The following is an 11,973-nucleotide window of genomic DNA, read 5'->3' as shown; positions in this document are numbered from 1 at the left end:
CCGACTCGCCCCCGCGGCCTGCCGGGTCCAGGCGCCGTCGGCAGGCATGATGGCCCGGTGAGCGCAGAAGACCTCGAGTCCTATGAGAACGAGCTGGAGCTCTCGCTGTACCGTGAGTACCGCGACGTGGCCTCTCTGTTCTCCTATGTCGTGGAGACCGAACGACGCTTCTACCTGGCCAATGCCGTCGACGTCCAGGTACGTACCAGCGGTGGGGAGGTCTTCTTCGAGCTCACCCTCGAGGACGCGTGGGTCTGGGACATCTACCGCGCCTCCCGGTTCGTGAAGTCCGTCCACGTCGTCACCTTCAAGGACGTCAACGTCGAGGAGCTCACCAAGCTCGAGATGGACATCCCCTCCTCCTAGCACCACACCCCGGCTCTCGTTGAGCCCTGTCCGCTGAGCAGCAGGGTGCCCAGGGGGCCACAGGACGGCTTCTGCCAGCGCCCTCCACAGACCTGATGGGGTCGCTGCGCGGACCGGCGGATCCGGCCTCAGGCTAGTGGCGGAGGTGATTCGCATGACCGAACCGGTCACAGCAGTCGCAGCAGGCAGAACGGTGATCGCCGCGCGCTCCAGCGCCGCCCTCCCCGCCGTGCCCGCCGAGCCCACCGGGAATCGAGGATCCGCAGGAGCCCCAAGAGCCCCAGGAGCCGCGGCCGGTCCGTCGTCCCGCCTGCGCACCGGACGCTACGGAGAGGAGCTGGCCGCCACCTACCTGGAGGACATCGGCTGGAAGGTCCTGGAGCGCAACTGGCGCCCGGAGCACGGGCTGCGCGGAGAGCTCGACATCATCGCCCTCGAACCAGCCCCCGGTGGCCGGGAGCCAGGAGATGAATCCATCGGCTCGGAGCAGATGACGCGGACGTCGGTGCGACCGACGCTGGTCGTCGTGGAGGTCAAGACCCGCAGCTCCCTGCGTCAAGGACCGCCGGCCGCTGCGGTCGACCCCCGCAAGCTCGCCCGGCTTCGAGCCCTGACGGCCGCCTGGGTCACCACCCACGAGGTTCCTCGCGCCGGCCTGCGCCTCGACGTCATCTCCATCCTCCTGCGCGACGCGCGTCCTGCGCTGCTGCGCCACCATCGGGCGGTGGGCGCGTCATGGGGCTAGCACGCACGCTCGCGGTCACCCTGACCGGGTTGACCGGACACATCGTCGACGTCGAGGCCCACGCCACCCAGGGCCTGCCCGGATTCACCCTCGTCGGTCTGCCCGACGCGGCTGTGCGCGAGTCCCGTGAACGTGTCCGAGCCGCCTTGAGCACGTGCGGCGTCACCTGGGGCGAGCAGCGCCTGACCGTCAACCTCTCCCCGGCGGACCTGCGCAAGACCGGAACCGGGCTGGACCTGGCGCTGGCGCTGGCCGTGCTGGGAGCTCGTGGCCGGCTCGGTCGGTCAGCTGCCGGGGCCCTGGGGCGCACCGTGTATATCGGCGAGCTCGGTCTGGATGGCTCGGTGCACTCGGTGCGCGGCATCCTGCCCTCCGTCCAGGCGGCGGTAGCAGCCGGGGTGAGGGAGATCGTCGTCGGCCAGGAGGCCGCCGCCGAGGCCGAGCTAGTTCCTGATGCTCGGGTGAGCGCCATCAGCCACATCGGTCAGCTCGTGGAGCGCTACGGAGGGCGCCTGAGTGAAGGCGTGGCCGCCGCGGTGGAGCAGATCTCCGAGGCCGGGAGGGACGCCCCTGCGGTCCTGGCCCGGGATGACGAGCCGCCGGACCTGGCCGACGTCGTCGGGCAGGCGGAGGCCCGCCAGGCCCTTGAGGTCGCGGCGGCCGGGGGCCATCACCTCATCATGGTGGGGCCGCCGGGGACGGGAAAGACCATGCTCGCCGAGCGCCTCCCCTCGATCCTGCCGCCCCTGGAGCAGTCCGACGCCGTCACCGTCACCTCCATCCACTCCGTGGCCGGAACCTTCAACCCCGCCCACGGCCTCATCACCCGGCCGCCGCTGCGCGCTCCGCACCACACCGCCACCCGGGCCGCCGTCGTCGGAGGCGGATCTGGCCTACCGCGCCCCGGGGACGTCTCCCTGGCCCACCGCGGCGTGCTGTTCCTCGACGAGGCCCCCGAGTTCAGTGCCGGGGTCCTGGACTGTCTGCGTCAGCCCCTGGAGTCCGGGACGGTCACCATTGACCGTGTGGGAGGACGGGCCAGCTACCCAGCCGCCTTCCAGCTCGTTCTGGCAGCCAACCCCTGCCCGTGCGGCAAGGCCGGTGGCCGGGGACTGGAGTGCACCTGCACGTCCCTGCAACGGAGGCGCTACTTCTCGCGGCTGTCCGGACCGCTGCTGGACCGGGTGGACATCCAGGTCGAGGTGGCAGCGGTCAGTGCCACGGATCTCGCCTGCCCGGCGAGCGGCGAGTCCAGCGCCGTGGTGGCGCAGCGGGTGCTGCGGGCCCGGCGTGCCGCGGAGCGCCGACTGGCGGGTACTCCCTGGCGGCTCAATGCCGAGGTGCCGGGCTCCTTCCTCAGGGGACCCGACGGCGGACTGAGTGCACCGCTCAGCCGCCGGCTCATGAGCGCCCTGGAGCGTGGGGACCTCTCCCTGCGCGGGGTGGACCGGGTCCTCCGACTGGCCTGGACCCTCGCCGACCTCGAGGGTGCCGAGGCGCTCACCCTCACCCATATCGGAACCGCTCTGGCCCTGAGGACCTCAGGAGTACGACCGTGACTCTCAGACTCACCAGCAGCCTGCCCTATGACATCGATGACCCGGCGCTGGTCCGCGCCACCTGGTCCCGCCTGGCCGAGCCCGCCAGTGCCGCCGCGACGATGCTGGTGGACCGGCTCGGGCCGAGCGCCGCCCTGAGGTGGCTGCTGGAGGAGGCCATCGACTCCTCTGGGCGTGTGCGCAGCGCTCCGCGCCCGCCGGTGCCGGAACCACCCCCGGGTGCCTCCCGCAACGGAAGCGCCGGCGCCCACTGGGCGCAGGTGGCCGCGCGGTGGGCGCCGCGTCTGGAAGGACTCGACATCCGTCGCGAGCTGGACGTGCTCGACCGCCTCGGGGGGAGCCTCGTCCTTCCAGGAGACGCCTGGTGGCCTCCGGGGCTCGATGAGCTGGAGCAGCCGCCCTTCTGCCTGTGGGTGCGTGGTGACCCGTCGCTGCTGGTCAGTGGCAAGGAGCTGGAGGACAAGGACGTTCGGGGAGACGGGGACAGGATCGTTGAGGACGACGACGCTCAGAGAACCTCGAGTGCCGGCCGGCCTGTGCGTGAGCACCGGATGCCGACAGGGCCTGCCAGCGGGCTGTGTCTGGCTCTGGTGGGGGCCCGAGCCTCCACCCGGTACGGTGAGGGGGTGGCTGCGTCCCTGGCCTCGGGAGTGACGGCCAAGGGTGGTCTCATCGTCTCCGGGGGTGCCTTCGGTATCGACGCCTGCGCTCACCGCGGGGCGCTGCAGAAGGGCCCCACCGTGTCGGTCTCCGCCGGGGGAGTGGACCGCCTGTACCCGGTCGGGAATACCGAGGTGCTGGAGGCGGTCATTGCTGCCGGGGCGCTGGTGGCGGAGGTTCCGCCCGGCTGTCAGCCCGGCCGTCACCGGTTCGTCTCGCGCAACCGTGTCATCGCGGCGATCTCCGGGGCGACGATCGTGGTGGAGGCGGCCTGGCGCTCGGGAGCCCTGTCCACCGCGCACCGCGCTCTCGAGCTGGGCAGACAGGTCGGCGCGGTTCCCGGGCCGGTGACCTCCATGTCCTCGGTCGGTTGCCACCGCCTCCTGCGCAAGGGGGCGGTCTGCATCACCGATACCGATGACGCCCTCGAGCTCCTGACACCGCTTGGTACCGTCGATGCCGATGCCGTCAAGGAGCAGGATCCCAGGCTGGCGGGAGACGGGCTGCTGGACGGACTGGACCCGGCCGCCTCCATTGTCCTGGACGCCATGCCGGCCCGAGCCTCGGCGACCACCGAGGCCATTACCCGCTCCTCGGGCCTGTCTTCGAAGGAGACCACTGCGGCCCTGGGGGTCCTGGAGCTCATGGGGAAGGCAGAACGCACTTCCGCCGGCTGGCGGCGACGTCGTTAGTCTTTGGAAACCGGTGCCGGCGCCGGTGGCTACTCGTCGGTGCCAACCGGGTGCACGTCATCAGAAGGCGGTCCTGGAGGACGCCAAGAGCTCCTGACGGGACCGTTGGGCCTCCTGGTCCAGTAGCGGAAGGTCCTCGATGGTCACGAGCCGGGCCGTCAGCGCGTAGTCGACCAGGGCAGTGCGCCTGTAGGAGGCGTGCATGCGTGGGCCGCCCCGCATGCCCTTGACTCCGATGCGGTCGAGCTTGTCGCAGACGTTGTCCAGCGCCCGGTTGAAACGGGTGATCTTCCAGCCCAGGCGGGCAGCCGCGTCGGCGTTGCGAGGCAGGTCGACGGGGCCGGTGCCGGTGCGTCGCAGCCAGGGCTCGGCCAGGGCCAGTGTCACCAGGTGCTGGTTTCGGGTCAGATTCACCATGCCCACGGTGGTCTGGCCGTCGCCGAGCGGCACGTCCCTGCTCTGGGAGAGCTCGTAGCCGGGGAAGGGGACCTGCAGGAGGATCTCGTAGGTCGTGGAACCTGCAGTGAAGACGATTGCCATGTCCGGAAAGACCAGGGGGACCCTGGAACCGGGAGCCACCCACGAGCGGGAGGTACCGGAGCGTTCGGTGATGGTGGCACCGATCCGGGAGCCGATGTTGGCCACCCACCACAGACCGGCGTCGTGCTCGATGATGAGGAAGCGCCGATGGAGGAAGAGGTTGTCCTCATCAAGCACGAGATCGCCCTCTCGGCCGATCTGGAAGGGGACTTCAGGCGTGATCCGAAACAGCTCGCCAACGAAGTCGAGGAGCAGAGGCTCTCCACTCATCGTCGTTACTCCTTCAGATGTCAATGTCAGACGGTCCTGGATGCCTGGGAACGGTCGCGAAGGGCGGCGACATCCTCACTGTCAGAATGCCACGACCGTCCGAACGGTAGAAAGGGCTTGCTACCTATTGACGGCTGGCGCTCACCCTGTTAGCGACCCCGAAAGATCGATCTATCGCATATTGTCGATGTATGGGTTATGGTGCTGGTGCGAGGTGCGTCGCCGGGCTGGATGCGGGCACCAGCCTCCTGAGGCCGGTGCGGTCGGTGTCAGAAGCAATGAGAGGTAAGAGGAAGGGGGCAAGATGGTGCAGCATCTGAGCCGTGCTGCCGGTGGTCGGGCGACAGGAGGAGCGATCGCGTGCGCGGTGCTCGCGGTGGGATGTCTGGCGCTCGGGGGAGTGTTTGTTCGGCTCAGTGAGGCAGGGCCGATCGCAACCGGCGGCTTCCGGTCCCTGATCTCCGCCCCCATGCTGTTCCTGCTCGATATCGGTGCCGGTCTCCGGCGCGGCACCCAACAGCAGGAACGCATGCCTTTTCGTGACCATATCACCATTGCTCTGGGTGGAGCCCTCCTGGCGATCGACCTGTGTCTGTGGAACGTGTCGTTCTTCTACACCACGCTGGCGGAGTCCAATCTCCTGGCGAATCTTGTTCCCTTCGCCGCGGCGATCTACGGGTGGGTGCTCTTCAGGGATGTTCCAGACGTCAGGCTCGTTCTTCCGGCGATCCTGGCGATTGGGGGACTACTGCTCCTGACTCCGGTCGGCGTTCATACGGACCCGCGCCACCTGCTCGGAAATGTGATGGCCTTGACCACGGCATTCTTCTACACGGGATTTCTGGTTGTCGTCCAGGGACTGCGAAGGCGGTACCCCGCGCTGCGCATCATGGCGGTACTCAGTCTCTGGTGCGCTGCGGTGTGTCTCGTGGTGGCGATACTGCGTGGAGAGAGTCTGCTTCCGCACTCCGTGACCGGCTGGCTGCTGCTCGTTGCCCTGGCGCTTACATCTCAGATACTCGGGCAGACCCTCATGGCGCACGCCATGCACTTCATGTCGCTGCAGCTCGGGTCGCTGTTCGCCCTGCTCCAGCCCGTGGCCGCAGCCGTCTATGCCTATCTCCTCTTCTCAGAGGCCCTGACGCTCTCTCAGCTCCTCGGCGTGGTGATCCTCATCGTCAGCATCTACTGGGCCAGGATCGTCCTCGGTTCGTGATGTATCTCGGCGTCAGAACGTCGGATTCCGAGCGGGTGATATGCTCGCCGGAGCCTCGAGCGGCGGCGGAAGGAGGGAGATGCCGGAGAACGCACAAAGCCATTTGGAAGGTCGTTCGGAACGTGTTGACCTGGGCGGGATGGTGGACGCTCTCAAGGTTCTCGCTCACCCGGTGCGCCTTCAGATCCTTCAGTGGCTCCGCGACCCTAGGGCGGAGTTCCCCATTGAGCAGGGGATCGCGGACCCTGATGAGTACGGGGTCTGCATCAAGCAGATCACTGACAAGGTTGGGCTTGCCCAGTCGACCGTATCGGCCTTTATGCGCGCCTTGGAGCGTGAAGGGCTGGTGACCTCTACGCGTATTGGGAAATGGACCCACTACAAACGCAATGAGACGCGTATTGCCGAGGTCCGCTCACAGGTCGCCACGCTGATATAACTCATCTCCCCATTTCATTCGCTTGCGACAACCGCCATCAAAGGGAGTCTGCCATGCCAAGGACGCGCGCCGATCTCCTCGCCTCCTACCGCGGGTACCTGGCCCTGCAGCGGGACCTGTCTGAGCACACCGTGCGAGCCTATCTCGTCGACATCGGCGACCTCCTGAGCTTCCTTGGCGTCGGTGGGGGCGATGCCGAGCCCGTCGAGGCGGCCCTGGCCACCCTCGATCTGGCGGACCTGCGGGACTGGCTCGCCGCGCAGGCCGCGAGCGGGCACTCGCGCGCCACCCTGGCTCGCCGCTCGGCCTCGGTGAGGACCTTCTCCACCTGGGCCTTCGAGGAGGGCGTGCTCACCTCCGACGTCGCCGCGCGCCTGCGTGCGCCCCGCGTCGACAACCGCCTGCCGGGAGTCCTGACGGCCCAGCAGGCCGCACAGCTCCTCAAGGTTGCTGCAGAACTCGCCGCGGACGGGAACGCCCTGGCCGCACGCGACCTGGCCATCATCGAGACGCTCTACGCAACCGGCGTGCGCGTCTCCGAGCTCGTCGGCCTCGACGTCACCGACCTCGACCACTCTCAGCGAACGCTGCGCGTCCTGGGCAAGGGGCGCAAGGAACGAACCGTCCCCTACGGGCTGCCCGCCGCCAGGGCCCTGGAGGGCTGGCTGAGCCGGCGCGCAGAGATCTGCGCTCCCGACGCCGCAGCGGCGCTCTTCCTGGGGATGCGAGGACGACGCATCGATCCCCGCGCGGTGCGCGACGTCGTCCACCGCCTGTGCGCCGCCGCCCAGGTCCCCGATCTCGGCCCGCACGGACTGCGCCACAGCGCAGCCACCCACGTGCTGAGTGGGGGAGCGGACCTGCGCAGCGTCCAGGAGCTGCTCGGCCACTCCTCTCTGGCTACCACCCAGCGCTACACCCATGTCTCGGCCGAGCGGTTGCGCAGCGTCTACGAGCAGGCCTTTCCCCGCGCCTGAGACGGCGAGCACGTCCATCCGACGGCACCGTGGCGGGCTGACGCCGTGTGAGGTCTGGGCCCCACGGACACCCCAATGCGCGCCCGATCCGAGGGCCCGCCAGTGGGGGAGTGCGGCTCAGGACAAGCGGGCCAGGCGACGGGCGATCGCGATGTGCAGCGCGAAGCTGCGCTGCATCTGCGCAGTGCTGTGGAGGTTCATGACGACATGGACGCGCTGGTGCGGGTAGAAGAAGCTGTGTACCGCCCACAGGCCCAGGCCTCCCACCGGCTCGGGAAGGCCCCGCAGGACCAAGGGTATGAACTCACCGAAGCGGATCGTGGCCAGGCCCGTCCCGTAGTGGAGGCCCGCGCGCAGGCGGGAGCGGGGCCGGGCCAGGCGCGCCAGCAGATCCCGGTCGAGCAGGTCTCCCTCATGCAGGGCCTCCTGGAACCGCACCATGTCCTCCAGGGTTGTCACCGCGCCGCCGTCAGCGGACCCGACGGACAGCGCCCTGGCATGGCTGATCTCCGCACCCTTGACCCAGACCGGAGCGATCTTCAGACCTGCCAGCTCCTCATCGGTGGCCGTGGAGTGCGGCTGACCCGTGCGCGTCATCCCCGCGGGTTGGAACACCTGGGTGCGCAGCACCTCGTGGGCGGACAGGCCGGTGACCTCCTGGAGCACGCACTGAGCCAGGGCGTAGTTGGTGTCCCCGTAGGCGAAGCTCTGACCAGGACGGCCCAGGGACGGCAGCCCCGCGCACTGCGCTACCACCTCGGCCAGGTCCCACCGGCGATCGGGTTGGCGCATGAGGCGGTCCAGCGAGCACTCGGTGGACCGTCCTCGAGGTGGCTGCACCGGGTCGGGCAGTCCTGAGCGGTGGCTGAGCAGACGGCTCAGGGTCAGCTCCCGGGACAGAATGACGCCGGGAGCGGCGGGTAGCGCGGACAGATCGATGCCCGGGGCGAGCTCGCCGATCGGCGCATCCAGGGACAGCAGTCCCTGCTGGGCCAGGCGTGCCGCCGCGACCGCCACGAAGGGTTTTCCTGCGCTCGCGGTATGGAAAGGCCGGTCGATCTCACCGAAGGAGAACCTCACCCCCGGGGCGATGATGAGCACCTGCGGGGCCGGCAGGTCTGGGCGTCGCTTTGCGACCATCCTCTGCAGCCTGGGCCGCAGGGAGGTCTCGAACCAGTGCTGGAGGGACTCGGAGGGCCTCATGTCTCCGCCTCTCTCAACGAGATGTCTTTGAAGGGGTTGTGCCCGAAAGCTCACCACTGTCCACGACGTTCCATCATCGGAAGGAGTGGTGGCGAGATCAAGCGCCGATCACCGACTCTCCCGGACCGGCTTGAGGCGGATGACGGCCGGTTGCAGCAGGCGCAGCGGGTTGATGTACGTCTTAGGGCCGGTGCGCGCGCCCCAGTGCAGGGCGCAGACCCCGTCCGAACGGTGCCCGGGCAGCAAGGTGCCGATGACCTGCCCCGCACCGACCGCCTCACCCGCGCTGACGTTCGGTTCCACCGGTTCATAGGTGGTACGGATCCCATCGCCATGGTCGACGGAGACCACTGGGCGCCCGGCCACCATGCCGGCGAATGCCACCGTCCCGGCTGCGGCGCTGCGGATCTGTGCGCCTTCGGCGGCCGCGAGATCGACTCCCCGGTGCCCGCGTCCCCACACGACGGCAGGCGGATCGAAAGCCTCCACCACGGTGGCCGGTGCGCCGGTCGGCCACTGGTAGCGTCCCCGCGGGCGCAAGGGCCCCGGAGACTGGCCCACGCCCTCCTGAGTGCTCGTCCCCGCCTCCTCTGCGAACCGGGCGATGAGGCTGGCACTCGTGAAGAGTGAGGTCAACGAGGTCAGTGAGGGCGCTGCTCCGGCCGGCCCGGAGGGAGTACCCATCAGCTCGGGAAACGCCGGGTCATGGGACTCCGGAGCCGAGACTGCGGTTACGGCAGCGCTGGTGACTGTGCTCATATCCTGAGTCGGTTGCGTGTCTGGGAGCGCGGCGAACGACCCGCAGACGACCAGGGTCGTTGCTAGCGCGGTGAGGCGGCGGGGCAGGAGACGGGGGAGATGGGGAATCGTGCGTTGTGCTCGGGATTGCCGGGTTTGCGGGGGATGTTCTAGGTGCATGCCCTCAGAGTGCGCGCCGATCGGCCTCAGCCGCTGAGGACGTCGTCGGCCCTGTGGGAAACCCTCCCAGGAAGCAGTCTGTGGTGACCGGAATGACTCTGCATTCCAATGAATCGGCCTCGGCAGCGGGGGCAGCCCTGTGGTAACCTCGCCTCCGCAGCATTCTGCGGATCGCTCCGGCGTCAGCGGGAGATGGACCCAGGGTGCTGACTTCGCGTGCCTGCACCCGAGCACCTCGGGACGTCCCTCCGGGCGACACGGTCGCGGTCCCGGTCATCACGGTTCGCCACGGTGAACGGGTGGCCGTGCGTCGCAGGCGCCAGGCCCCATCCGCGCCGGCTCACTCGCCGGTCACCGGTTCGGTGCGCGCCCTCAAGCGCGCGGAATCACAGGGGAACAACCCAGAGAAACACCCCGGGACGCGCCCGAGCGCACTGCTTGGCCGTCCCCCGAAATGATCGTGCGTCGAGCAACCTCTCGGCACACACGGAAGGACCGTCATGGCCGTCGTCACCATGCGCCAGCTCCTTGATAGCGGTGTCCACTTCGGGCACCAGACCCGTCGCTGGAACCCCAAGATGAAGCGCTTCATCCTCACCGAGCGCAACGGCATCTACATCATCGACCTCCAGCAGTCCATCGAGGGCATCAACACCGCCTACGACTTCGTCAAGGAGATCGTCGCTCGCGGCGGCAACATCCTGTTCGTCGGGACCAAGAAGCAGGCCCAGGCCGCCGTGGCCGAGCAGGCCCAGCGTGTCGGCATGCCCTACGTCAACCAGCGCTGGCTGGGCGGCATGCTCACCAACTTCTCCACCGTGCGCGCCCGCCTGGACCGCATGAAGGAGCTCGAGCAGATCGACTTCGACGACGTGGCCGGCTCCGGCCGCACCAAGAAGGAGCTGCTCATGATGCGCCGTGAGAAGGACAAGCTCCAGCGCACCCTGGGCGGTATCCGCGACATGAGCAAGCTCCCCGCGGCCGTGTGGGTCGTGGACACCAAGAAGGAGCACCTGGCCATCTCCGAGGCCCAGAAGCTCGGGATCCCGGTCATCGCCATCCTGGACACCAACTGCGATCCGGACGAGGCCACCTACGGCATCCCCGGCAACGATGACGCCATCCGCGCCGTCACCCTGCTCACCCGCGTCGTCGCCGATGCCACCGCCGAGGGCCTGCTGGCCCGCTCCGGTGGCCGCGCCCGCACCGGTGAGGAGGCCGAGGTCGTCTCTGCCGACGCCGAGCCGCTGCCCGAGTGGGAGGCCCAGCTCCTCGCCGGCGCCGAGGCTGACGCGCCGACCTCCGAGGTCGCCGAGGCCGCTGCCGAGGCTCCTGCCGCTGAGCAGGCCTGAGCGCGCGCCCACGCTTTTTGTTCACAGCGCGGCGTCCACGCGCTGTGAACACCTTTCACACGTTTTTTCACACGTCTATTAGTCACTGACTGACCAGGAGACATTCATGGCGAACTACACCACTGCTGACATCAAGGCGCTGCGCGAGAAGACCGGCGCCGGCATGCTCGACGTCAAGAAGGCCCTCGACGAGGCCGAGGGCGACGCCGAGAAGGCCATCGAGATCATTCGCGTCAAGGGTCTCAAGGGCATTGCCAAGCGCGAGGGCCGCGCCGCCTCCGCCGGCCTCATCGCCGCCAAGGTCGTCGACTCCGGCGACGGCCAGGTCGGCGTCCTCGTCGAGATCAACGCCGAGACCGACTTCGTGGCCAAGAACCAGAAGTTCCTCGACTACGCCGAGCAGGTCCTCACCGCCGCCCTCGACTCCGGCGCCACCGACGCCGATGCCCTGGCCGAGGTCGAGGTCGACGGCTCCACCGTCAAGGAGCTCACCGACGGCATGCAGGCCGTCATCGGCGAGAAGATCGTCGTGCGTCGCGTCGGCCGCCTCGAGGCCGACAAGATCGAGCTCTACCTGCACCGCACCAACCCCGACCTGCCCGCCCAGGTCGGCGTCCTGGTGGGCACCGACGCCAAGGCCGCCGAGGTGGCTCACGACGTCGCCATGCACATCGCCGCCTATTCCCCGGAATACGCCACCCGCGACGACGTCCCGGCCGAGGTCGTGGACAAGGAGCGCGCCATCGCCGAGGAGACGACTCGCGCCGAGGGCAAGCCCGAGAAGGCCATCCCCAAGATCGTCGAGGGGCGCCTCAGCGGCTTCTTCAAGGAGAACGTCCTGGTCGATCAGGCCTTCGCCAAGGACCCCAAGACCACGGTCGGCAAGGTCGTTGAGGCCACCGGCGGCGAGCTGACCGGCTTCGTCCGCTTCCGCGTCGGAGCCTGATCCGGGTACCGCCGGGCCGGCTCGCCGGAGAGCAGCCGGTGTTGTCGGGTCGGTCGGAGACTGACGGGGCGGGGTCACGAGCACGATGCT

At 68.7% G+C, this 11,973-nt stretch carries 12 protein-coding genes; 9 read left to right on the top strand and 3 right to left on the bottom strand.

Annotated features, from left to right (window positions below):
- The first annotated feature begins 57 nt into the window (after positions 1 to 57).
- The 4 genes from BKH33_RS12325 (at position 58) to BKH33_RS12310 (ending at position 4,022) form a co-directional block, all read left to right on the top strand.
- Entirely contained in the window at positions 58 to 366 is a 309-nt protein-coding gene (locus tag BKH33_RS12325; RefSeq protein WP_003781502.1) for a DUF2469 domain-containing protein, read from the top strand.
- 154 nt (positions 367 to 520) lie between these two features.
- The gene (locus tag BKH33_RS12320; RefSeq protein ID WP_003781536.1) at positions 521 to 1,111 is read left to right on the top strand and encodes a YraN family protein; all 591 of its coding nucleotides are present in this window, start codon (positions 521 to 523) and stop codon (positions 1,109 to 1,111) included.
- Positions 1,102 to 2,670 carry a YifB family Mg chelatase-like AAA ATPase gene (locus tag BKH33_RS12315; RefSeq protein WP_076142778.1) on the top strand — a complete coding sequence of 523 codons (1,569 nt, stop codon included), beginning with the start codon at positions 1,102 to 1,104 and terminating at the stop codon, positions 2,668 to 2,670. The genes BKH33_RS12320 and BKH33_RS12315 overlap by 10 nt, the downstream gene beginning before the upstream one ends.
- Entirely contained in the window at positions 2,667 to 4,022 is a 1,356-nt protein-coding gene (locus BKH33_RS12310) for a DNA-processing protein DprA (protein WP_076072340.1), read from the top strand. The genes BKH33_RS12315 and BKH33_RS12310 overlap by 4 nt, the downstream gene beginning before the upstream one ends.
- A gap of 60 nt (positions 4,023 to 4,082) precedes the next feature.
- Here the strand turns inward: BKH33_RS12310 and BKH33_RS12305 are convergent, their stop codons facing one another.
- Positions 4,083 to 4,832 (bottom strand): hypothetical protein, encoded by a 750-nt coding sequence (locus BKH33_RS12305; RefSeq protein WP_003783915.1) that lies wholly within the window; start codon positions 4,830 to 4,832, stop codon positions 4,083 to 4,085.
- 304 nt (positions 4,833 to 5,136) lie between these two features.
- Between BKH33_RS12305 and BKH33_RS12300 the strand changes: the two genes are divergently transcribed.
- The 3 genes from BKH33_RS12300 (at position 5,137) to BKH33_RS12290 (ending at position 7,464) form a co-directional block, all read left to right on the top strand.
- Positions 5,137 to 6,048, top strand: coding sequence for a DMT family transporter (locus tag BKH33_RS12300; protein WP_003783956.1), 912 nt, complete (start codon positions 5,137 to 5,139; stop codon positions 6,046 to 6,048).
- Positions 6,049 to 6,127: 79 nt separating this feature from the next.
- Positions 6,128 to 6,487, top strand: a complete 360-nt coding sequence (locus tag BKH33_RS12295) for an ArsR/SmtB family transcription factor (RefSeq protein ID WP_003783921.1) — start codon at positions 6,128 to 6,130, stop codon at positions 6,485 to 6,487.
- A 53-nt stretch (positions 6,488 to 6,540) separates the two neighbouring features.
- A complete protein-coding gene (locus BKH33_RS12290; RefSeq protein ID WP_003783943.1) occupies positions 6,541 to 7,464 on the top strand; it encodes a tyrosine recombinase XerC in 924 nt (307 codons plus the stop codon).
- 117 nt (positions 7,465 to 7,581) lie between these two features.
- Here BKH33_RS12290 and BKH33_RS12285 read toward each other — a convergent pair whose 3' ends face one another.
- Positions 7,582 to 8,667, bottom strand: coding sequence for a serine hydrolase domain-containing protein (locus BKH33_RS12285; RefSeq protein ID WP_050998529.1), 1,086 nt, complete (start codon positions 8,665 to 8,667; stop codon positions 7,582 to 7,584).
- Positions 8,668 to 8,775: 108 nt separating this feature from the next.
- Positions 8,776 to 9,426 (bottom strand): murein hydrolase activator EnvC family protein, encoded by a 651-nt coding sequence (locus BKH33_RS14200; protein ID WP_003783924.1) that lies wholly within the window; start codon positions 9,424 to 9,426, stop codon positions 8,776 to 8,778.
- A 659-nt stretch (positions 9,427 to 10,085) separates the two neighbouring features.
- Here BKH33_RS14200 and rpsB point away from each other — a divergent pair.
- A complete protein-coding gene (rpsB, locus tag BKH33_RS12275) occupies positions 10,086 to 10,937 on the top strand; it encodes a 30S ribosomal protein S2 (RefSeq protein ID WP_003783935.1) in 852 nt (283 codons plus the stop codon).
- Between the two features lie 106 nt (positions 10,938 to 11,043).
- On the top strand, positions 11,044 to 11,883 hold the full coding sequence (gene tsf / locus BKH33_RS12270) for a translation elongation factor Ts (RefSeq protein ID WP_003783941.1): 840 nt from the start codon (positions 11,044 to 11,046) through the stop codon (positions 11,881 to 11,883).
- The last annotated feature ends 90 nt before the right edge of the window (positions 11,884 to 11,973 follow it).

Origin of the sequence: Actinomyces naeslundii (assembly GCF_001956585.1) — a bacterium.
In the GTDB taxonomy this organism is placed as follows: Bacteria; Actinomycetota; Actinomycetes; order Actinomycetales; family Actinomycetaceae; genus Actinomyces; species Actinomyces naeslundii.
The sequence above is the reverse complement of the archived record's forward strand: the minus strand, read 5'-3'. Positions and strand labels throughout refer to the sequence as shown.